18 protein-coding genes and 1 tRNA gene are annotated in these 21,511 nt (G+C 71.3%); 11 read left to right on the forward strand and 8 right to left on the reverse strand.

What is annotated here, in order from left to right; genetic code table 11:
• Positions 1 to 81: 81 nt before the first annotated feature.
• Positions 82 to 1,071: a barstar family protein gene (locus I5731_RS09205; RefSeq protein WP_197311048.1), complete on the reverse strand. Its 990-nt coding sequence runs from the start codon at positions 1,069 to 1,071 to the stop codon at positions 82 to 84.
• Positions 1,072 to 1,289: 218 nt separating this feature from the next.
• Between I5731_RS09205 and I5731_RS09210 the strand changes: the two genes are divergently transcribed.
• The 3 genes from I5731_RS09210 to I5731_RS09220 are packed head-to-tail and all read left to right on the forward strand — an operon-like array spanning position 1,290 to position 3,720.
• On the forward strand, positions 1,290 to 2,417 hold the full coding sequence (locus tag I5731_RS09210) for an acyl-CoA dehydrogenase family protein (protein WP_197311049.1): 1,128 nt from the start codon (positions 1,290 to 1,292) through the stop codon (positions 2,415 to 2,417).
• Entirely contained in the window at positions 2,414 to 3,148 is a 735-nt protein-coding gene (locus I5731_RS09215) for a PIG-L deacetylase family protein (protein WP_197311050.1), read from the forward strand. The genes I5731_RS09210 and I5731_RS09215 overlap by 4 nt, the downstream gene beginning before the upstream one ends.
• Positions 3,145 to 3,720: a class I SAM-dependent methyltransferase gene (locus tag I5731_RS09220; RefSeq protein WP_197311051.1), complete on the forward strand. Its 576-nt coding sequence runs from the start codon at positions 3,145 to 3,147 to the stop codon at positions 3,718 to 3,720. Before I5731_RS09215 ends, I5731_RS09220 begins: the two co-directional genes overlap by 4 nt.
• Here the strand turns inward: I5731_RS09220 and I5731_RS09225 are convergent.
• Positions 3,610 to 4,869, reverse strand: coding sequence for a glycosyltransferase (locus I5731_RS09225; protein ID WP_197311052.1), 1,260 nt, complete (start codon positions 4,867 to 4,869; stop codon positions 3,610 to 3,612). The genes I5731_RS09220 and I5731_RS09225 overlap by 111 nt on opposite strands.
• 247 nt (positions 4,870 to 5,116) lie before the next feature.
• On the opposite strand from I5731_RS09225, the gene I5731_RS09230 reads away from it, so the two are divergent.
• The 4 genes from I5731_RS09230 to I5731_RS09245 all read left to right on the forward strand — a co-directional run bounded on the left by I5731_RS09230 (position 5,117) and on the right by I5731_RS09245 (position 9,949).
• Positions 5,117 to 5,623 carry a YciE/YciF ferroxidase family protein gene (locus tag I5731_RS09230; protein ID WP_197311053.1) on the forward strand — a complete coding sequence of 169 codons (507 nt, stop codon included), beginning with the start codon at positions 5,117 to 5,119 and terminating at the stop codon, positions 5,621 to 5,623.
• Positions 5,624 to 5,696: 73 nt separating this feature from the next.
• Positions 5,697 to 7,814: a catalase gene (gene katE, locus I5731_RS09235; protein WP_197311054.1), complete on the forward strand. Its 2,118-nt coding sequence runs from the start codon at positions 5,697 to 5,699 to the stop codon at positions 7,812 to 7,814.
• Positions 7,815 to 8,094: 280 nt separating this feature from the next.
• Complete coding sequence (locus I5731_RS09240) at positions 8,095 to 8,766, forward strand: SRPBCC family protein (protein WP_197311055.1); 672 nt, start codon at positions 8,095 to 8,097, stop codon at positions 8,764 to 8,766.
• 10 nt (positions 8,767 to 8,776) lie between these two features.
• The gene (locus I5731_RS09245; RefSeq protein ID WP_197311056.1) at positions 8,777 to 9,949 is read left to right on the forward strand and encodes a zinc-dependent alcohol dehydrogenase; all 1,173 of its coding nucleotides are present in this window, start codon (positions 8,777 to 8,779) and stop codon (positions 9,947 to 9,949) included.
• Between the two features lie 381 nt (positions 9,950 to 10,330).
• Here the strand turns inward: I5731_RS09245 and I5731_RS09250 are convergent, their stop codons facing one another.
• A complete protein-coding gene (locus I5731_RS09250) occupies positions 10,331 to 10,687 on the reverse strand; it encodes a hypothetical protein (RefSeq protein ID WP_197311057.1) in 357 nt (118 codons plus the stop codon).
• A 188-nt stretch (positions 10,688 to 10,875) separates the two neighbouring features.
• Here I5731_RS09250 and I5731_RS09255 point away from each other — a divergent pair, with 188 nt between their 5' ends.
• Positions 10,876 to 11,940 (forward strand): DNA topoisomerase IB, encoded by a 1,065-nt coding sequence (locus tag I5731_RS09255; protein WP_235981648.1) that lies wholly within the window; start codon positions 10,876 to 10,878, stop codon positions 11,938 to 11,940.
• Between the two features lie 58 nt (positions 11,941 to 11,998).
• Here the strand turns inward: I5731_RS09255 and I5731_RS09260 are convergent, their stop codons facing one another.
• The 3 genes from I5731_RS09260 to I5731_RS09270 are packed head-to-tail and all read right to left on the reverse strand — an operon-like array spanning position 11,999 to position 15,809.
• Complete coding sequence (locus I5731_RS09260; RefSeq protein WP_197311059.1) at positions 11,999 to 14,161, reverse strand: xanthine dehydrogenase family protein molybdopterin-binding subunit; 2,163 nt, start codon at positions 14,159 to 14,161, stop codon at positions 11,999 to 12,001.
• Positions 14,158 to 15,162 carry an FAD binding domain-containing protein gene (locus I5731_RS09265; RefSeq protein ID WP_197311060.1) on the reverse strand — a complete coding sequence of 335 codons (1,005 nt, stop codon included), beginning with the start codon at positions 15,160 to 15,162 and terminating at the stop codon, positions 14,158 to 14,160. The genes I5731_RS09260 and I5731_RS09265 overlap by 4 nt, the downstream gene beginning before the upstream one ends.
• On the reverse strand, positions 15,162 to 15,809 hold the full coding sequence (locus I5731_RS09270) for a (2Fe-2S)-binding protein (protein WP_197311061.1): 648 nt from the start codon (positions 15,807 to 15,809) through the stop codon (positions 15,162 to 15,164). The genes I5731_RS09265 and I5731_RS09270 overlap by 1 nt, the downstream gene beginning before the upstream one ends.
• Before the next feature lie 284 nt (positions 15,810 to 16,093).
• On the opposite strand from I5731_RS09270, the gene I5731_RS09275 reads away from it, so the two are divergent.
• Together I5731_RS09275 and I5731_RS09280 are read left to right on the forward strand one after the other, a co-directional pair.
• On the forward strand, positions 16,094 to 17,059 hold the full coding sequence (locus I5731_RS09275) for an AraC family transcriptional regulator (RefSeq protein WP_197311062.1): 966 nt from the start codon (positions 16,094 to 16,096) through the stop codon (positions 17,057 to 17,059).
• Between the two features lie 216 nt (positions 17,060 to 17,275).
• On the forward strand, positions 17,276 to 17,542 hold the full coding sequence (locus I5731_RS09280) for a winged helix-turn-helix transcriptional regulator (protein WP_197311063.1): 267 nt from the start codon (positions 17,276 to 17,278) through the stop codon (positions 17,540 to 17,542).
• A 192-nt stretch (positions 17,543 to 17,734) separates the two neighbouring features.
• Here the strand turns inward: I5731_RS09280 and I5731_RS09285 are convergent.
• Positions 17,735 to 17,819, reverse strand: a tRNA-Leu gene (locus tag I5731_RS09285).
• 277 nt (positions 17,820 to 18,096) lie between these two features.
• Here I5731_RS09285 and I5731_RS09290 point away from each other — a divergent pair.
• Positions 18,097 to 19,332 carry a hybrid sensor histidine kinase/response regulator gene (locus tag I5731_RS09290; RefSeq protein WP_197311064.1) on the forward strand — a complete coding sequence of 412 codons (1,236 nt, stop codon included), beginning with the start codon at positions 18,097 to 18,099 and terminating at the stop codon, positions 19,330 to 19,332.
• Between the two features lie 62 nt (positions 19,333 to 19,394).
• On the opposite strand, the gene I5731_RS20015 is transcribed toward I5731_RS09290, so the two are convergent.
• Positions 19,395 to 21,404, reverse strand: a complete 2,010-nt coding sequence (locus tag I5731_RS20015; protein ID WP_197311065.1) for a methyl-accepting chemotaxis protein — start codon at positions 21,402 to 21,404, stop codon at positions 19,395 to 19,397.
• Positions 21,405 to 21,511: the final 107 nt, after the last annotated feature.

The following is a 21,511-nucleotide window of genomic DNA, read 5'->3' on the forward strand; positions in this document are numbered from 1 at the left end:
TGCGGTTCGGGCAGACCGCAGCGGTCCGTGTCTCGTGCAGTCTGTTGGATCGGGGTGGCGGCTGCAATCGTCGCGGCTGGGTCAGACGAGGGAGATGACAGACCGGATGAGATTGTCACGAAAGACGCCGACGTAGAGGCGCCCGAAGTCCGGTTCGCCGCGCAGGCTTTCGACACAGATCAGCCGGGTGCCGCGCTCGGTCCGGAGATCGCCGAGATCGAGTTTGTAGACGAAGGACGAGTCGCTGATCCTGATCCCCCCACCCGCATGAACCAGTTGCAGGGTCGGTGCGAACGCCGCGTCGATCGGGATATCCCTCGCGTTCCATGGCCCGTCGCGATAGGCGAGGCGGCCGCCGAGATGGAAGACGACGAACACCGCTTCCGCCTCTGGAAGGTGCGGTGCGAGGACCGCGACGACATCGGCAGCGCCGTGCAGCCATAGCGGCACGTCACTTTCAGGAAACAGTCGCGACAGGTCGAAGGTATCCGCGTCGGCCGTCCAGGTGGCGGTCCGCTCCTCGGCCTCGAGTCGATCGACCAGGCGGCGCACCTCGGGCGGTGGATCGCCGGCGAGCAACATCTGCTTCAGGTCGACCGACGTCTTGCGGAAGAACCCGCTCGCTTCCATGACCTCGAGCTCGATCTCGCCCGCAAATCCGTCCCGGATCAGTTGCAGGAACGGACTGTCGTCCGCGTCGGTCTGGAGCGTCACGACGATCCGCTTGTCGAATGTCGGGTCTGCCGTCCCGGCAAAGCACCTGATGAGCGCCGGCCGGTCGGCTTGGTCGCGGGACAGGATCGCGTCGACGTCGAGGACGACGATGTGGATCTCGCGTTCCGCGATCCATTCGAGATCGATCATGCACTCCTGGATCGCGCCCCAATTGCGGCCGAAGTAGTACGGGAACTGCAACGACGCCATGAGTTCCTTGACGAGGTCGTCGTACGTTTCGCAGTGACCGCCGCGGACGAAGCGGACGGCGATCCCCTCCCGCAGGGTCTTGCCGCAGAAGTAGTTGTCGAGAGCCTGGTGGCTCATCCGGGTGTGGAAGATCGTCGCCGCGGACATCGTCGGTTCCTTCGCCCATCAGCGCCGTTTTGAGCGCGCTACCGGCCGCCCCTGCAAGCGTTCGCTCGGATGAACCCGCCACGGTTTCAACCGTCAGTCTGTTGGATCGTGGCGGCGGCTGCAATGGCGCGAACCGGGCGCGGCTCGCCTGCTCGTTGCCGTTCGCGTGGAACTTCGCGGGGCATGCTCCATTGATCAGGGTCAAGGGAGACCCAGCCATGCTCGACGTCGATGACCGGCGTATCGTCACCCCGTCGTTCCGGCGTGAGCTCGTCGCCGTTGCCGCGCGGGCGGCGGCGCTCGACCACGACGACAGTTTTCCGGCCGAGGACGTCGCTCGCCTCGGCGCCGTCGGGGCGCTCTCCGCGCCGTTCGCCCGTCCCGGTGGCGGGTTCGACGGCCGGCATCCGGACGACTTGATGGAGGCGCTGCGCAGCGTCGGGCACGCCAGCCTGCCGCTTGGGCGGCTCTATGAGGGCCACGTCAACGCCGCGGCGCTGATCCGGCGCTACGGTACGCCGGTGCAGCAGGCGTGGGCCCTCGCCGCGGCGCAGGGCGGGGCGCTGTTCGGGATCTGGAACACCGAGGATGCGGACGGGCTGCGGCTGGTGCAGCGTGGCGGCGGGCTCGCGCTCGAGGGCAGCAAGGTGTTCGCCTCCGGCGCCGGGCACGTCGGTTGCCCGCTGGTGACCGCACGCGACGCGGCCGGCGGCCTGTTCCTCGTGCTGCCGCGTCTCGACGGGGCGCCGCGTGCCGACCTTTCGGCCTGGAAGGCGCACGGGATGCGGGCGTCGGGCAGCGGCCGGTTCAGCTTCACCGGGCTCGACGTCGCGCCGGTCGACATGATCGGGGCCGAGGGCGACTATCACCGCCAGCCGCATTTTTCGGCCGGCGCGTGGCGCTTCTGCGCCGTGCAGCTCGGCGGCATCGAGCGGCTTGTGGAGGAGGCGCGCGCGTTCCTCGTCGGAAGTTCCCGCGACGGCGACCCGCACCAGCGCGCCCGGATGGGCCAGGCGATGATCGCCGCGGAAACGGCGCGGCTCTGGGTCGAGCGGGCGGCGCGGATCGCCGAGGCCGAGGAGACCGCGGCCGGCGGCGATGCCGCCGCGGCCGCCGTCGCCTACGTCAATCTCGCGCGCTCCGCGGTCGAGCGCTGCGGCCTCGACGTGCTGGAGCACGTGCAGCGGTCGATCGGCCTTGCCGCCTTCATGCGCACGCATCCGGTGGAGCGGCTCTGCCGCGACCTCGCCACCTATCTCCGCCAGCCGGCGCCGGACCGCGCGCTCGGTGAGGCGGCCGCCTACGGCCTCGGCGCCGGCCTGCCGCTGCGGGAGCTCTGGCGATGAGCGGCTCGGTGCGCGACGCGCTCGCCGCCATGGCCGCGCTGCCGCTGGTGGAGCCGGCGGCGTTCGTCCGGCGCCAGCTCCTCGTCGTCGCGCCGCATCCCGACGACGAAAGCCTCGGCTGCGGCGGGCTGATCGCGGCCTGCCGGGCGGCGGGGCTGCCGGTCAGCATCGTCGTGGTCAGCGACGGCGCCGGTTCGCATCCGAACTCGCGGCTGTTCGCAGCCCCGTGCCTTGCGGAACTCCGGCGCGGCGAGGCGCTGGAGGCCGCGCGCCGGCTCGGCGTTCCGGCCGCGGCGGTGCATTTCCTCGACCTGCCCGACCGCTTCGTGCCGGCGGACGGCCCGGAGGCCGAGCGGGCGGCAGCGGCAATCGCCGCGCTCGGCGCCGACGCCGACGTCGTCGTGGTGAGCTGGCGGCACGACCCGCACGCCGACCATCAGGCGAGCTTTGCGCTGGCGGCCGCGGCGACCCGCCGGCTGCCGGGGGCGACCCTCTGGGAATATCCGATCTGGGGCCTGACGCTGCCGCCGGAGACGATGCTGTACGGGCCGCCGGTCACGGGGGTCCGGGTGCAAATCGACGCCTTTCTCGCGCCGAAGCGCCGGGCGATCGCCGCCCATGCCTCGCAGACCACCGATCTCGTGCGCGACGATCCGGACGGCTTCTGCCTGTCGCCCGAGATGTTGGCGCGGTTCGAGGCGCCGGAGATTTTCCTCGGGCCCGCGTCATGAGCAACAGCCTGCCACCGGACTATTTCGACGCGCTCTATGCACGCTCGCCCGACCCGTGGTCGTTCGAGACCAGCGCCTATGAGGATGCCAAATACGCGGCGACGCTCGCGGCCCTGCCCGATGAGCGGTACGCGGCCGCGCTCGAGGTCGGCTGCTCGATCGGCGTGCTCACCGCCCGCCTCGCGCCGCGCTGCGACCGGCTGGTGGCGATCGACCCGGCGGCGGCGGCGCTCGAACTCGCGCGCCGGCGCTGCGCGGAGCTTCGCCACGTCGACTTCGTGCAAGGCTACGTGCCGGCCGATTGGCCGGCGGGGCGGTTCGACCTGATCCTCTTCTCGGAGGTGATCTACTACCTCGGCCTGCCGGATCTCGGCGCCCTCGCCGCGCGGACTGCGGGCGCGATCGCGCCGGGTGGGCATGTCCTGCTGGTGCACTGGGTGCGCGAGACCGATTATCCGCTCTCAGGCGACGAGGCTGCCGAGCGGTTCATCGCGGCGCTCGGCGACGGGTTTCGGCTGCTGCGGCAGCAGCGCACCGACGACTACCGGCTCGACCTGCTCGTCGCGCCCTGAGACCGTCCCCGAGACGGGGCCGAGCGCTGCCCGCACCCGCCGGGCCATGCAGAGATGCCCCTGCATCTCGGCGGGGCGCAAGGGACGCGCGACGAGGATCGGGCTTTCGAGCAGCGCGACCGACCAGGCTTCGCCGAAGCGCCGCTGCGCCCGCCCCGCCAGGGTGCCGGCCGGGAGCACGAGGCGACGTTCCCAGTCGCCCGGACGGAAATCGCCGAGAAACGCGCGGCGCAGCCGCCCGCGCAGCACCATCCGCCGCAGCGCGGCGGGCAGCGCCTCCAGCCGCTCGTCGCCGGGAACGGCTTCGCTCTCGCTGCGCTGGCGCAGCGCGCTGGCGCAGCCCGCCGACGCGCGACCGTCGAAGCGGGCCGAGGTGGTGACGACGATGCCCGGGTCATGGCGAAGGGCGATGTCGTGCCGGGCGAGTTCGCGCGCCAGCGCCCGGTCCTCGCCGTTCTCCGCCGCCGGCAGCCCGCCGATGCGGCGATAGGCGGCGAGCGTCACGGCGAAGCTCGCGCCGGAATGGGTCGAGTGGTTCGGCCAGGGATCGTGCGGCAGCGGATCGAGCCGGGCGGCGAGGGCATCGAGCACATGCTCGTAGGCACTCTCGACCTGGCGGCGGCGCACGAGATGCAGCGGCCAGCCGGCTTCCTCGGCGGCATCGAAGGCAAAGCGTCCGGCGACGGCGCTGCAGGGGCCGGAGAGAGCGGCGACGTTGCGGGCGATCCAGTCGGGCGGCACGCGGCTGTCGGCGTCGGTGGTGAGCAGGATGCCGCGCCCCGCCGCCTCTGCCGCCCAGAGACTGGCGACATCGAGTGCAAGGCCGCGGGCAAAGCCGGCGTTCGCCTCGCCGGGGGCAAGGTCCACCGCCAGCACGATATGCGGCAGCCCGGCCGCCTCGAGACATGCGCGCGCGCGGGGCACGGTGTCGTCGCTGCAGTTGTTGGCGAGGAGGACGATGCCGAAGGCGCCGCCCGGGGCGGCCGGCGCGTCGCGCTGTCCGGCGAGTGCCGCGAGGCACGCCTCGATCCGCTCCGCCTCGTTGCGGGCCGGGATGGCGACGACGATGCGGGGCGCACGGCCGGCCGGCCGCGCGCCGGCGAAGAGATGGCGGGCGAGATCGAAACGTAACACGGAAGCTGGGGACATTCGGGATCCTCTGCGGCAGTCCCCCAACATCCGACTCGCGCCTGCGGTTCCCGCCGCCTCGTCCGGCGACGAGGACCGCGCCGCCGGGGCCTCCTCCATCGCCCTGCCGTCGCCCGGCGCCGCGCGGGCGCGACCTTGCGTTTCAAATTCAGTGCCCGGCGACCGGAACAGCCGTGGCGATGGCCGGTTAGGGGCTCAGTCACTCTGCGGTGACGCCAAATTTTTCGAATCCAAGGGAAATAAAATCATGGCCAAGGAAAAGACGCTGGAAGATCTCTTCCACGACACCCTGAAAGATATCTACTACGCCGAGCGCAAGATACTGAAGGCGCTGCCGAAAATGCAGCGCGCGGCGCAGTCCGACGACCTGAAGGCGGCTTTCGAGAAGCACAAGGGCGAGACCGAAGGACAGATCGAGCGCCTGCAGCAGGTGTTCGAGATCATCGGCAAGCGGGCGCAGGGCAAGACCTGCGAGGCGATCGAAGGCCTCGTCGCCGAGGGCGAGGAGATCATGGACGAGTTCAAGGACACGGCCGCGCTCGACGCCGGCCTGGTCTCGTCGGCGCAGGCCGTCGAGCACTACGAGATCGCCCGCTACGGCACGCTGAAGCGCTGGGCGACGGAACTCGGGCTCGACGATGCGGCGGCGCTGCTCGATGCGACGCTGCAGGAAGAAACGACGACCGATGCCGCGCTGACCAAGCTCGCCGACGCCTCGGCGAACGCGCGCGCGAAATCGACCAAGGCCGCGTGATCCGGACGGCCCGGGGCAGGCGCCCCGGACCGGTTCCCGCTTCCGGCGCCCGAGAACTCTGGAGACTTCGACTATGGCAAGACAGCGCAAGCAAGGCCGGCCTTCCGGCCAGAGCGCGACGATCCACGACCAGACGCTGGTGCGGGGCAACGGCGGCGAACTGCATCAACTCGCCGAGGGCGACACGCCGGTGCTGACCACGGCGCAGGGCGCCCCGGTCGCCGACGACCAGAATTCGCTGCGCGCCGGCGCGCGCGGTCCGGCGCTGATCGACGACTTCCACTTCCGCGAGAAGATCTTCCACTTCGACCACGAGCGCATCCCCGAGCGCGTCGTGCACGCGCGCGGCTACGGCGCGCACGGCTTCTTCGAGGCCTACGACGTTCTGTCGAAGTACACCCGCGCCGACCTCTTCCAGCGTCCCGGCGAGCGGACCCCCGCCTTCGTGCGCTTCTCCACCGTTGCCGGCGCCAAGGGCTCGTTCGATCTCGCGCGCGACGTGCGTGGCTTCGCCGTGAAGATCTACACCCAGGAGGGCAACTGGGATCTCGTCGGCAACAACATCCCGGTGTTCTTCATCCAGGATCCGATCAAGTTCCCCGACGTGATCCATGCGGTGAAGCCCGAGCCCGACCGCGGCTTCCCGCAGGCGCAGTCGGCGCACGACAATTTCTGGGACTTCATCTCGCTGACCCCGGAATCGATGCACATGATCATGTGGGTCATGTCCGACCGGGCGATCCCGCGCTCGTTCCGCTTCATGGAAGGCTTCGGCGTCCACACCTTCCGCCTGCTCGACGAGGCGGACGAATCGACCTTCGTGAAGTTCATCTGGAAACCGAAGCTCGGGCTGCAGTCGGTGGTCTGGAACGAGGCGGTGAAGATCAACGGCGCGGATCCCGACTTCCACCGCCGCGATCTCTGGAACGCCATCCAGTCGGGCGATTTCCCCGAGTGGGAACTCTGCGTGCAGCTGTTCGACCAGGAATTCGCCGACAGCTTCGACTTCGACGTGCTCGACCCGACCAAGCTGATTCCGGAAGAGATCATCAAGCCGATCCCGGTCGGCCGGCTGGTGCTCGACCGCATGCCCGACAACTTCTTCGCCGAGACCGAGCAGGTCGCGTTCATGACGCAGAACGTGCCGCCCGGCATCGACTTCTCCAACGATCCGCTGCTGCAGGGGCGCAACTTCTCCTACCTCGACACGCAGCTGAAGCGCCTCGGCGGGCCGAACTTCACCCATATTCCGATCAACGCGCCGAAGTGCCCGTTCGCCCATTTCCAGCAGGATGGGCACATGGCGATGCGTAATCCGGTCGGCCGGGTGAACTACCAGCCGAACTCGCACGGCGTCGGCCCGCGCGAGGATCCGGCGCGCGGCTTCCGCGCGTTTGCCGAGGAGATAGAGGCGCCGAAGGTGCGGCTGCGGCCCGAGAGCTTCGCCGATCATTACAGCCAGGCGCGGCAGTTCTTCGACAGCCAGACCGCGCCGGAGCAGAAGCACATCGTGATGGCGCTGACCTTCGAGCTCGCCAAGGTCGAGAACCCGGTGATCCGCGAGCGGATGGTGGCGCACCTCCTCAACATCGACGAGGCGCTGGGCGCCACCGTCGCCGACAAGCTCGGCATCAAGGAGTTGCCGAAGCCGGCGGACGCGGCCGTGACGCCGCGCGATGACCTGCCGCCGTCGCCGGCGCTCAGCATCATCGAGAACGGCCCGGAGAGCTTTGCCGGCCGCAAGGTCGGCGTGCTGGTCAGCAACGGCTGCGACGACAAGCTGCTGAAAGCGCTCGAGACCGCCCTCCAGACGGAAGGCGCGACGATGGAGCTGGTGGCGCCGAAGGTCGGCGGCGTCGAGACGGCGGGCGGGGTGTCGATCCCCGCCCATCACATGATCGACGGCGGCCCCTCGGTGCTGTTCGATGCGGTCGTGCTGCTGCTCTCGGAAGAGGGGGCCGAACGGCTGGCGGGCGAGGCGACGGCGCGCGACTTCGTGTCGGATGCGTTCCAGCACTGCAAGTTCATCGGCTTCACCGCCGATGCCGCGCCGCTGCTGGCCCGTGCCGGGGTGGCGCCCGATGCCGACGAGGGCATGATCGAGTTCGCCGACGCCGCCTCGGTCCCCGGCTTCGTCGAGAGCTGCCGCAAGCTGCGGCTCTGGGCTCGCGAGAGCGCCGTCAAGCTCTGAACCCGGCGCCATGGCCGCTTCCTGCGGCCATGGCGGGCTTGTTCCCGACAGATCGGGAATGCGGAGAACGGCCCAGCGAAGCCGGATTCGGTCTGCGCTGGCCCTTTTGCTTATCCGGCTATCGATCTGCGTCGGCTGCCGAGCGACGCGCCGTTTCGGTGCGCCGATCCGAACCTCCCGTGGGTCCGCGTCTCCGCCCGCAGGGGAACAATGGCCCCGTCCCATCTGTTCGATCGTTCATCAAGCGGCCGCTCGACGCCGCGCAGCGGGAGATTGAAACATGTTCAGCCATCGCCACGCTCGGGGATTGCACCATCCCACCGCCAAGCAGGGCGGGATCGGTCTGCTCGCGCTCCTCGCCGGCGCCGCGGCGGTCTGGGCGGTCGGGTCGCTGATCTCCGACATCAAGCCGTCCGACTCCGCACGCAAGGAGCGGCAGAAGGGGCGCCGGATCGGCAGCGGCGCGCCGGACGAGGCGAAGAGTGCCGTCGTCGGGCGCACGGTGACGATCCATCGGCCGAAGGCGGAACTCTACGACGCCTGGCGCGATTTTGCGCGCCTGCCGGAATTCCTCGAAAACGTCGAGTCGATCGCGGTGCTCGACGAGACCCGCTCGCGCTGGACCGTGACCGGGCCGGCGGGCACCTCGTTCGAGTTCTTCTCGGTGATCACCGAGGACCGCCCGGGCGAGGTGATCGCCTGGACGTCGGAGCCCGACGCCGACGTGCGCAACAGCGGCCGGGTCGAGTTTCGCGACGCCCCCGGCGGCCGCGGCACCGAGGTCAAGGCGACGATCGCCTACGAGCCGCCCGGCGGGCCGCTCGGCCAGATCTTCGCCAAGATGCTGCAGCGCGAGCCCGGACTGCAGGTCCGCCGCGACCTGAAGCGCTTCAAGCAACTGATGGAAACCGGCGAGATCGCCGTCGCCGCGTCGCGCCGCGCGGAAAGCTGAGGAAACCCGAATGCGAGCTCTCACCTGGCACGGCAAGCGCGATGTCCGCGTCGAGACCCTACCCGATCCGGAGATCGTCAATCCGCGCGACATCATCGTCCGCGTGACCTCGACGGCGATCTGCGGCTCCGATCTCCATCTCTACCACGGCATGATTCCGGCGATGATGCCCGGCGACGTGCTCGGCCACGAGTTCATGGGCGAGGTCGTCGAGGTCGGCCGCGGCAACACATCCTTGAAGAAGGGCGACCGCGTCGTCGTGCCGTTCGTGATTGCCTGTGGCGCGTGTTTCCATTGCCGCAAGCTGCAGTATTCGTCCTGCGAGAATTCCAATCCCGCCGACACCGCCGACTTGCCCGAAACCGTCTACGGCCACCAGACGGCGGGCTTGTTCGGCTATTCGCACCTCACCGGCGGCTATGCCGGCGGCCAGGCGGAACTCGTCCGCGTGCCCTATTCCGACGTCGGGCCGATCGTGGTGCCCGAGGACCTCACCGACGACGAGGTGCTGTTCCTCTCCGACATCCTGCCCACCGGCTGGATGGCGGCGGAAAACTGCCAGATCGAGGAAGGCGACACCGTCGCGGTCTGGGGCTGCGGGCCGGTCGGCCTGTTCGCGATCCAGAGCGCGCTGTTGATGGGCGCGAGCCAGGTGATCGCCATCGACCACATGCCGACGCGGCTGGAACTCGCCCAGCGGCTCGGCGCCAAGGTGATCGATTTCAGCTCGGCCGACGTCTATTCGGCGCTGCTCGACATGACCGGCGGCATCGGCCCCGACGCGGTGATCGACGCGGTCGGCATGGAAAGCCACGGCTTTGCCTTCGACAACATCGTCGACTACGCCAAGCAGATGCTGATGCTGGAGTCCGATCGCCCGTCGGCCCTGCGCCAGGCGATCTTCGCCTGCCGCGCCGGCGGCCGGGTCTCGATCCCGGGGGTCTACGGCGGCTTCGTCGACAAGTTCCCGATCGGCGCCGTGATGGAGAAGGGGCTGACGATCCGGTCCGGCCAGACCCATGTGCAGAAGTACCTGCCGCGGCTGCTCGACATGATCCGGGAGAAGAAGATCGACACCACCTTTCTGATCAGCCACCGCATGCCGCTCGAAGACGCCGCCGAAGCCTACCGCATGTTCTCGGACGAGCCGGACACGACGACGAAGGTCGTGCTGAAGACGTGAGCGGGGCATGGCCGCCGGGCGCCGGCGGCCATGCTTTTGGGTAAGGGCAGCGGGTGCCGGTTCCGGCAGTGGACCTCGGAAGGTCCGGCCCGGCCCGGACAACCCTTTCCGTCGTCTTTGCCGGGCTTGACCAGTCAACCCGCTAGCTCTGGTCGTTGGAGGTCGCCCTTCTTCGATCAGGGCTCGAGGAGAGGCCATTGGGTCGACGGGTCGAGCCCGGCGATGACCGAGGACAGTCTGGCGAAAGCAGGTGGCGGCCGACGCGCGGCCTGAACCGATCCAGGGGCGGGGCTGCAGACCAATGGAAAGCGGGCGTCGCGACATCGGCGAGCCGGCGGCGGCAGTGTCCGCCGGCCGCCGCCCGGATTTCCCGCCCCCGGCTCAGCCGGCGACGAACCAGATGACGATCAGGCCGAGCACGACGATCACCCCGACGAAAGCCGCCACCGCGCCGCGGACGCGCCATTTCGCCTCCGGGAGCAGTTCACCGTCGATGCGGCGGGCGCTCTCGTCGGTGGCGGCGCTGCCGGGGGGCGGGCCGGGCAGGTCCGGCAGGTCGGGCAGGTCGGGGTCGCGCACGCCGTGCGACTGGCGGATGTCGCTGCGCGGCGCGGGGCGCCCGGCAACGCCCGCCGCCTCGTCGTCGGTGCCGAGCGGCGCCGCCGCGGGATCGGTGAACGGCACCTTGTCCTGAGGGCGGCGGTTGGAGGCGGCGTGCGGCTGGTCGCTCGTGGCCATGGCTGGGGTTCTCCGTGTTGGCAGGTCGGCCCGGCGGCGGGGTGCGGCGCGGACGGAACGTCTTGTCTCCAACAGGCGCCGCGTCCCGAGGTTCCGGACCGGCGTCGCCGCACGGGGGGCATCTTGCGGTCGGCATCCCGCGGCCTATGTCGTCGGCGTGCCTGCGCCGCGCTTCGGAGGCGACTGAATTGGACACGCTGCAACCCTTGGCGCCGGCCGCCGCGCCCACCCCCATCACGCCCGAAGACCTCGTCTACGCGAGCGACGAGACCCCCGGCATACGCCGGCGCCGGCATGGCAAGGGCTTTTCCTATGCCGGCGCCGACGGCACGCTGCTGCGCGACGCCGAGGCGCTCGCGCGGATCCGGTCGCTGGTGATCCCGCCGGCGTGGACCGACGTCTGGATCTCGCCCGATGCCAGCGGCCACATCCAGGCGACCGGGCGCGACGAGCGCGGGCGCAAGCAGTATCGCTACCACCCGGTCTGGCTCGCCAACCGCAGCGACGTGAAGTTCACCGGGCTCACCGCCTTCGCTGCGGCGCTGCCGCGGCTGCGGGCGCGGGTCGAGGTCGATCTCGCCCGGCGCGGGCTGCCGCGCGAGCGGGTGCTCGCGTCCATCGTCTGGCTGCTCGACCACACGCCGATCCGCATCGGCAACGAGGCCTACCGGCGGGCCAACGCGAGCTTCGGCCTGACGACGCTACGCTCGCGCCATGTCGAGGTGGAGGGCGCCCGGCTGCGCTTCGCCTTCGTCGGCAAGTCCGGCAAGGCGTGGTCGCTGAAGCTCACCGACCGCCGCATCGCCCGCATCGTCGCGGCGATCGACGACCTGCCGGGGCGGCAGCTGTTCAAGTATCTCGACGAGGCGGGCGCGCGGCGTCCGGTCGATGCGACCGAGGTCAACGCCTACATCCGCGCCGGCTCCGGCGCGAACTTCACCTCGAAGCACTTCCGGACCTGGTTCGCGACCCTCGAGGCCGCACGGCTGTTCGCGGCGGCGGACGTGCCGGCGACGAAGACGGCGCTCCGCCGCAAGACCAACGAGGTGATCGACGCCGTCGCGCACCGGCTGCACAACACCCGCAGCGTCTGCCGCTCGGGCTACATCCACCCGGCCATCCTGTCGGGCTGGGAAGAGGGCACGCTGACGCCGGAATTCGCCGAGCTCCGCCGCCGCTACCGCAAGCCGCTCGCCGGCCTCGGCCTCGAGGAATCGCTGCTGCTGCGCTGGCTGAGGGCGCGGGGCACCTGAGCGAGATGCGGGGCGGCGGGCGCCGGTCCAGGCGCCCGCCGCCTTTTTCACTGCCCTGTCAGAGCAGGTGTTCGATCCGGATCGGCAACTCGTGCAGTCGCCGGCCGGTGGCGTGGAAGATCGCGTTGGCGATCGCGGGCGACGCGCCGACCATCGCGACCTCGCCGAGACCCTTCAGACCGGCCGAATTCGCAAGCGGGTCGGGCTGGTCGATGAAGCCGACGTCAATCGCGCCGATGTCGGCGTTGACGGCGACGACATAGTCGGCGAGGTCGTTGTTGAGGTAGCCGCCATAGCGCGGGTCGACCTCGGTCGCCTCGCGCAAGGCCGCGCCGATCGCCCAGACCACGCCGCCGCGCACCTGGCTCTCCGCCGTGCGCGGGCTGATCACCCGGCCGCAGTCGACGATGCTGACGACCCTCGGAACCCGCACCCGCCGCGTGGTCGGCTCGACCCGCACCTCGACGAAATGGGCGATGTAGCTCATCGTCGTGAAGGTCGGATACGCCGGCCCGGCGACGGCCGGCGCGCCGTACTGCAGGGCCTGCAGCACGTCCTGGCCCTGTCCCGGACCGACCTCGGAGACCTCGATCTCGAGAAAGGGCCGGCGTACCGTGGCGAGCCGGCGGTGCAGGTTGCCGGCGATCTCCCGGCCGTCCAGCAGTTCGGCGACCGCCTCGCGCATCCGTGCGGCAGCCCGCATCGCCACCGGCACGGCGCCGGCGCTGCCCCACGAGCCGGCGGTGATGTGCTGCGGCGCGGCCGTGGTGTCGCCGATCAGGATCTCGAGCCGCTCGGGGTCGATCTCCAGGCTCTCGAGCAACACCGATGCGATCGCCGTGCGGATGCCCTGGCCCATCTCGTGGCCCGAGGCGGCGTAGCGCGTACTGCCGTCCGCGCCGATGCGCAGCGTCGCGACCGCCGGCACCATCATCGAGGGATAGGAGCCGCAGGCGACGCCCCAGCCGACCAGGCTGCCGTCGTCCGCCGTCATCGAGCCGGGCTCGGCGGTGCGGCTCGACCAGCCGAAGCGGCGCGCGCCTTCCTCGAGGCAGGCGTTCAGATGGTTGGACGAGAAGGGCTGGCCGGTGCGGAAATCGACGTCGCCGGTGTTGGCGAGGCGCAGCGCGACGGGATCCTGGCCGAGCCGGTAGGCGAGTTCGTCGACCATGCTCTCCATGGCGAAGCCGGATGCCTGAGGGTGCGGTGCGCGCATCCAGCCGGGCGGCTGGCGATCGATGCGGACGTCGGCCGACGTGCCGAGATAGTTCGCGATGCCGTACATGCGCGAGGTGGTCTCGTGATACTCGGCCGAGGGGAAGATGCCGTGGCGCGACTGCTCCTGCTCGGCATCATACTGCATGGCGACCATGCGGCCCTCCGCGGTGGCACCGAGGCGGATCCGGTGGCGGCTCAGCGGCCGATAGGTGGCGAGGTGGAAGATCTGGCCACGCGGCGTCACCAGCTTCACCGGCCGGCCGAGCAGCATCGAGGCATGGGCGATCAGCGCCGTCTGACGCTGGCCGAGGCCGCCCTTCTGGCCGAAGCCGCCGCCGACATAGGGGCTCTTGACGTCGACGACGCCGGGATCGATCCCGAGGGCGCGCGCGGTCATGCCCCGGGTGCCGCCGGCGCCCTGGGTCGCTTCGTGCAGCGTCAGCCGCCCGGCTTCCCAGACTGCGGTGGTGGCCAGCAGCTCGATCGGGTTGTGGTGCTGCGTCGGGGACAGGAACTCGCCCTCGACGACCACTGCCGCGCTCGCGAGCGTCGCCTCGGCATCACCGAAGACGATCTCCTCGCCCATTTCGCGCACGCCGCCCTCGCTGTCGATCAACGCCGCGAACGGGGCCGCGGCATAGGTGCAGACCACCGCCGCGGCACCCTCGATCGCCGCCTCCAGCGTTTCCGCGACGACGAGCGCCACAGGCTGGCCGCGATAGGCGATCTCGCGCTCCAGCGTCGGCGGCGGCGGGGGAGGTCCGTTCTCGATCACGGGCGGCGGCGCCGGGAAATCCGCCTCGGTCAGCACACGCACCACGCCGGGCACGCGCAGTGCGGCAGCGGTGTCGAGGCCGGTCAGCGTGCCCTTCGCGATGCGTGCCGGCACCATCATGGCATACAGAACGCCCGTGACCGGCACGTCGGCGGAAAAGCGGGCGACGCCGAGCACCTTGTCGCGGGCGTCGATGCGGGCGCGGTCGGGGAACGAGGCGGGGATCATGTGCGGCTCCTTTCGGCGGCGATCAGAAGGGCGTCGGCAACGGTGCGCGCGCCAAGTTCGAGCTTGAAGCCGTTGTGATGGCCAGGGGTGGCGGTGCTGAAGGCGGCGCGCCCCGCCGCGAGGGCGGTTTCGATCGTCAGCGGCTGCCCGACGAGCAGGTCCTCGGCCTCCGTGGCGCGCCAGGGGCGGGTCGCGACGCCGCCGAGGGCGATGCGGGCACGGGAGACGAGGTCGCCATCCCGCTGCACGACCACAGCGGCCGACGCGAGGGCGAAGGCGTAGGATTCCCGGTCGCGGATCTTGTGGTAGGTGGAGCCGCTGCCGGCGGCCGGTCGCGGAATCTCGATCCCCGTGATGAGTTCGCCGGGGGTGAGGGAGAACTCGAGGTGCGGCGTGTCGCCGGGCAGGCGGTAGAGGTCGGCGACCAGCATCCTCCGCGCGCCGGCCGGGCCGACGATCTCGACACTGGCGTCGAGGGCCGTCAGCGCCACCGGCCAGTCGCCGGGCGACACCGCGGTGCACGAAGCGCTGGTGCCGAGCACCGCCTGGCCGCGGTCGAGCCCGTCGATGGCGGCGCAGCCACTGCCTGGCTGGCGCTTGTTGCAGGGGAAGGCACCGTCGGCGCCGTTGCGGAAATACATGCAGCGGGTTCGCTGCAACAGGTTGCCGCCCACCGTCGCCATGTTGCGCAGCTGCTGCGAGGCGGCCTTTGCCAGCGACTCGGCGAGCACCGGATAGTCGCGGCCGATGTCGGGGTCGGCGGCGATCGTGCTCATCGGCACCAGCGCGCCGACGCGGAGCCGCTCGTCGCCGATGTCGACCTCGCCGAGGCCGGCGATGGCGGTGACGTCGATCAGGAGCGGCGGCCGCTCGATGTCGAGCTTCATGAGGTCGTAGAGCGTGGTGCCGCCGGCGATGTAGCGGGCACCCGCTTCGGCATTGGCGAAGGCGGCGACGGCGTCCTGCGGCGTCGCGGGCCGGATGTAGTCGAACGGGTGCATCAGCCCCTCCCCATCGTGGCGGCGGCGTCCTCGATCGCGGCGACGATGCCGACATAGGCGCCGCAGCGGCAGATGTTGCCGCTCATGTATTCGCGGATGCGCTCGGGCGACGTGGCGTTGCCCTCGGCGACGCAGGCGACCGCGGCCATGATCTGGCCCGGCGTGCAGTAGCCGCACTGCAGGGCGTCGTGGTCGATGAAGGCCTGCTGCATCGGGTGCAGCGTGCCGGGCTCCGACAGGCCCTCGATGGTCAACACCTCGCGACCCTCGAGCTTGGCGGCGAGCGTCAGGCAGGAGGCGACACGGCGGCCGTCGACGTGGACGGTGCAGGCGCCGCACTGGCCGTGGTCGCAGCCCTTCTTCGCGCCGGTGAGGGCGAGACGCTCGCGCAATAGGTCGAGCAGCGAAGTGCGGGTGTCGATGTCGACCGACACCGCGGTCCCGTTCACGGTCGTTTGCAGCCGGAGCCCATGCCGGGGCGCGGAGGGCAGCGGGGCGACATCGGTCGCGGCAGCGGCCGGGCCGGGCGCGGCGCCGGTGAGCGCCGCCGCGGCGACGACGGCGCCCCCTTTCAGGGTGTCGCGGCGCGACAGGTCGAGACCGTTGCGGGGCGGTACGCGGTCGTCGACGGAATGGTCGTCGGTCATGATCTCTCCTCAGGGCGAGCGAAGGCGATGCGGGGCGCTTGCCCTCGCCTGCAGTGCGGTTCGACGGAATGGGCGCGGCCCTGCCGCACGGGCGCGGCGCCGCAACCCGCGAAAAGCGCAAAAACGCCGAATTTCCGGCAAGATGCAGTCTTCGCGTCAATCCAACATAGGCCCGGGTCGTGCCGGGCGACTTGCCCGCAACTGCAGAAAACTTGCCCGATTCTTCAGCCCCAGGTGACTTCGGCAGCGGGGGCGATAAACTGTCCGTGAGAGGGAGGCGGCGCGTGGAAAAGCTGAAGCAGGCGGTCCGGAACTATGCGCTCCGGCATCGCAACCATGACGGCCTCGCCCTGACGCCGGTGCCGGGCCTCAAGCTCAAATGCGTCGAGGCCCCGCAGGGGCGGCACTATGCGGTGTTGCGGCCCTTGGTCGTCTTTGTGCTGCAGGGCGCCAAGCGCATGACGATCGGGCTCGAGAACCGCACGATCACGGTCGGGCATTCGGCGATCGTCAGTGTCGACATGCCGGTCGTCACGCATATCGAGCGGGCGAGCCCGGAGCAGCCCTATCTCGCCGTCGCGGTTGAACTCGAGATGGCGATGCTGGCGGAAGCCGCGACCTATCTCGCGCCGGCCCGGACGGAGGGCCGTGCGCCGCCGCTTTTTGCCGACGATGCCGAGGCGGCGGCGCTCGACTGCGTCATGCGTCTCGTCGGGCTCTGCGACCGGCCGGCCGCCATTGCTCTGCTTCGGCCCGGCATCATGCTCGAGCTGCACTACTGGCTGCTTCGCGGGCCGCACGGCGCCGACCTCGGCGTGCTCTGCGATCCCGCCAGCCAGGCGAACCGGCTCGCCGCGGCGATCGCCATCCTGCGCACCGAGTTCCGCACGCGGATCTCGGTCGAGCGCCTCGCCGCCGAGGCCGGCATGGGCCTGTCGACGTTCCACACGCATTTCAGGCGCCTGCTGTCGTTGTCGCCCGGGCAGTACCAGAAACGGCTGCGGCTGATCGAGGCGCGCCGGCTGATGCTGGAGGAGGGGGTCTCGGCGAGCAGCGCCGCCTATGAGGTCGGCTACGAGAGCGTGTCGCAGTTCACACGCGAATATGCCCGTCTGTTCAACGCGCCGCCGAAGCGCGACGCGCAGCGTGCCCGCTCCGCGTCGGGCGGCCTTGGCACACGCGCCGGCGACGGCCGCATGCCCGGCCCGGCGGTTGAGGCTGGAACCACCCAGGCCGCGCCGCCGCGCTGAGCGGCGGGGAAGGCCCGCCCGCCCTGCGGCTCACAGGCACGCAAGCGTCGTCGAGGTGAGCAAGTGATACGCCGGCAGGCGTGTCTTCGAGAGCATCAGGCCGCGCCGAAGCCGCGCGCCTGCTCGCCGAAACGATCTACCCTGCCGCAGCGAGATGCGCATTTCGCCTGTCTCGAGGGTTCACGCGCGATCCAACGGACGTCGCCGGGACGACGGATGCGCTTCGGGGCGATCCGGAGAGGCATTCCTGATATCTCGCAGCGTATGCTGACCCTGACCCTTCGAAATCTCGAGAGGGATGGCCTCGTCGCCCGCCACGACTACCCTGAACTGCCGCCACGGGTTGAATACGAGCTGACGGACCGGGGGAAATCCATGCTGAAGCCGCTGGCCGGATTTACCGACTGGATCCGGGATACCTGGCAGGAGATCGAAGCGTCGCGGGCCGAATTCGATGCTGCGGAACGCCGAGCCGAGCGCTGACGAGAAGCCGCGAGCGACCACGATCGCCCGGACGCCCCGCCGCAGAGGCCGGCACGGGTCGCTCGACGTCGAGGCCGGCCGTTACCGCCTGCAGGACGGAATTCCCGGTCAATCAGAATGCCTGGACCGCTTGGTTTTCAACACCGGCCGACGCGCACTCGAACCGAGAAACCTCGGACGGCTCCGAAAAAATGGTGCGGGTGGTCGGGGTCGAACCGACACTCCTTGCGGAACCGGATTTTGAGTCCGGCGCGTCTACCAATTCCACCACACCCGCACGGGTCCGGACCCGCACGGCCGACGCCGCAGGGGAACGCCTCGTTGCTATAATCGAGGCGGCGGACAATTTCCAGATGCCGCGATCGGGGCCGGACATCGCCGCCGGGAGCCGCGGTCGGCCCGGGATGACCGCGCGCTTAAGCCGGACTTAACCGGGCGGGTGCGAGAATCGGCCGACCGACCTCTGGCGGCAGCGTGGCGGCGATCGCCGGAAGCTCACCATTGCCGTGCCCGCCGCCCCGGCTTGCGGCCACCAAAGCCGATGGATCCTTCGCGTGGATGATGTCGTCCGTCCCGACCTGACCGAGACCGGCGCGACCCGCCCGGCGCCGACCGTGGCCGGCGGCGGCGCTGCGCCCGCGACGCCGGACCCGACCGCGATCGTCGGGCACGAGCTGCGCGGGCCGCTCGGCGCGCTGCTCGCCTTCGCCGACATGCTGGTCGACCGGCTCGGCGAGCGGCCGGAGGAGCGACGCCTCGCCGAACTCGTCCGCATCGCCGGCGCCCAGGCGCTCGGCATCGCTGACGACCTCGTCGACGCGGCGAGCCTTTCCGCCGGCCGGTTTCGAACCCACGACGCCGCGTTCTCGCCGGCCGGCCTCGTCCGCCGCACGGCGGAGCTCTATGCGCCGCTCGCCCGGCTTAAGCACGCGCGGATCAGCGTCGAGGTGGCGGCGGACGTGCCCGACCTCGTCGTCTCCGACGAGCGACGCATCGCGCAGATCCTGACCAATTTCATCCAGAACGCGCTGAAGCACGCCGCGGCGAGCCCGGTGCGGCTGTCGCTGCGGCGCGGTCCGGCGGCAGGCACGCTGTGGTTCGAGGTCGCCGACGACGGGCCGGGGCCGGCGGAAGCCGCGCGGCTCGCCCCGTTCGCGGCGCGGCCGGCCGACCGGCCGCCGCTCGAGGGCGCCGGCATCGGCCTCTGGATCTCGGCGCGGATCGCCGCGGAACTCGGTGCCGGGATCCGCATCCTCGACGGCAAGCCCGGCACCCGGGCGGTGCTGGAGACCGCGCCGCTCGTCGTCGCGGTGCCGCCGGCGACGACGCGCAACCCGCCGCTGGTGCCCGGCACGCCGGCCCCCGGCCTCGCGCTCGACGGCCTCTCGGTGCCGGCCCGCGGCGCACCCTATTCCGGCCGTCTCGCACTGGTGGTCGACGACAGCGCGGTGTCGCTGTCGCTGACGACGGCGCTGCTCGCGAGCTTCGGCTTCGAGGTGGTCACCGCCCGCTCGGCCGCGGAGGCCGAGATCGTCGCGGCGCGGCGGATGCCCGACGTGGTGCTGATCGACTGGTCGCTGGTCGGCGAGACCGGCGCCGACGTCGCCGACCGGCTGGTCCGGGCCTTCGGCGCGCAGTTGCCGCCGATGGTCGCCGTCACCGGCATCGACCGGCTGCCCGCCGACCGCCGCTTCCGCGCCGCGCTGCGCAAGCCGTTCGCGCCGCGCGACCTCTACGACATGCTCGGCGGCGTGCTCGGCCGCGGCATCGCCAGCGGCGGCGCCGGCTGAGGCGGGTGCCTGCCGGGCCGCGGCGCGCCGGCGGCCCGGCGCCGTCTTCTGGAATCAGTCGCTCAGGCCGCGGCGACCTCGCCGAGGAAGCCGTCGATCATGCGCTGCAGGGTGGCGGCGGTGGTGGCGGCGTCGCGGGCCGAGCCGGACACTTCGCCGGCCGAGGCGCGCGTCGCGTCGGTGGCGGCGTTGACCCCGGCGACGCTCTCGTCGACCCGGACGACGCCGCCGGTGACGCGGGCGACGGTGGCGCTGATCTCGCCGGTCGCGGCGCCCTGCTGCTCGACGGCGGCGGCGATCGCCGCGGTGAAGCCGGCGACCTCGCCCATCAGGGCCGTGATCTCGTGCGTCGCGGTCACCGCGCCGCGGGTCGAGGCCTGGATGGCGCCGATCTGCTGGGCGATCTCGGCGGTGGCCCGCGCGGTCTGGCCGGCCAGCGACTTCACTTCCGTCGCGACGACGGCAAAGCCGCGGCCGGCCTCGCCGGCCCGCGCCGCCTCGATGGTGGCGTTGAGGGCGAGCAGGTTGGTCTGCGCCGCGATGTCGGAGATCAGCGTCACCACCTCGCCGATGCGGCCGACGGCTTCGGCGAGGGTGCCGATCGTCGTGTTGCTGGTTTCGGCGCTCTGGGTGCCGCGGGCGACGACGTCGTTGGTGCGCGCGACCTGGTCGGCGATGGCGCCGATCGAGGCGGCGAGTTCTTCGGCGGCGGTGGCGACGGTCTGCACCCCGGCCGTCGTCTCGGCCGAGGCTCCGGCGGCGGCGGCGGCGCGGCCCGCGGTGTTCTCGGCGACGCGGATCAGGTCGTCGGCGGTGCCGCGCATCGCGTCCATCCGCGCGGCGACCGAGGCGAGCGCGTCGGCGACCTCGCGGCGGAAGCCGTCGATCAGGGCGTCGATCCGGTGCTGACGCGCCGCGCGGGCGGCGGCGTCGCGGGCGGCGTCCTCGCCGAGGCGGCGCCGTTCCAGGGCGGTGTCGCGGAAGACGGCGACGGCGCGCGCCATGGCGCCGGCCTCGTCGCGGCGCGCCGTGTCGGGCACTTCGGGCAGGCCGCCGGCGGCGAGGTCGACCATCACGGTGCGCAGCCGGGCCAGCGGGCCGGTGATGCCGCGGCCGATGGCGAGGCTGAGCGCGAGGCCGGCGAGCGCGGTGACGGCGGCGCCGATCAGCAGCAGCCGCAGCGTGCGGGATTCCGTTTCCGCCGCGGTTTCCCGGGCGTCGCCGCGCACCCGCGCCACGTCTTCGAGGATCGCCGCGGTCATGCCGGGGACGAGGTCGAACTCGAGCGCCAGCTGGTCGGCGATCGGGGCGCGGCGCACGATGGCTGTCGCCCAGGCGTCGAAGGCGGCGGTGAAGGCGGCGAGCCGCGTCGTCAGCTCCGCCTTGTCGGCGTCGGCGATCTCGGCGCGGTCGATGTAGCGCTGCAGCCGCCCGGCGGCGGCATCGACGCCGCCGCGGGCGGTGTCGTTGCCGGTGAGTTGGAACTCGGCCCGGGCGAGGCCGAGCTGGGCGTTGCCCTGCACGATGCGGACGGTGGCTTCGTTCATGCCGCTCTTCGAGAGCTTCGCGATCAGGCTGCCGAGATCGGTGCCGGCCGCCTGCAGCGCCCCGGCGAGGCCGGCGTCGGCGGCGTAGCCGATCTCGCCCTGCAGGGCCGACAGCGCTTCGAAGTGGCGGGCGACGGTGGCGAGCGAGACGACGATGGCCTCGGCCTCGGCCTTGTCCGCGCCGATCGCTGCGACGTCGTCGACGATGGCGGCGGCGATGGCGCCGACTTCGGCGACGCCGCTGCTGATGCGGGCCGCGCCCGCGGCCGAGGGCAGGCCGAGGAAGGCGCGCTCCTCGGCGACGAGGCCGTTCACCCGGGCGCGGAGGTCGAGCACCGTCTCGCCCAGCACGGCCGCCCGGTCGGTGGCGGCCGCGGCGCGGCCGATCTGCTCGAGCCCCGACCAGGCGAACAGGGTGACGGCGGCGAGGCCGGCGAGCCAGACGGCGCAGGTGAGCGCCAGGCGGACGCGCAGCGAGAGCCGGCCGAAGACGTCGGCGGCCCGGCGGGAGAAGGCGATGGTCATCGATGACGTCCCGGGAAGTCGCGTTGCAGTGCGAGTCGGACCGACGATAGGGACTTCAATCTTAACGGGAGGTGTTCGGGGGGTGCTCAATTTTTCGGCCGATACGT

It is taken from the genome of Methylobrevis albus (genome assembly GCF_015904235.1).
In the GTDB taxonomy this organism is placed as follows: Bacteria; Pseudomonadota; Alphaproteobacteria; order Rhizobiales; family Pleomorphomonadaceae; genus Methylobrevis_A; species Methylobrevis_A albus.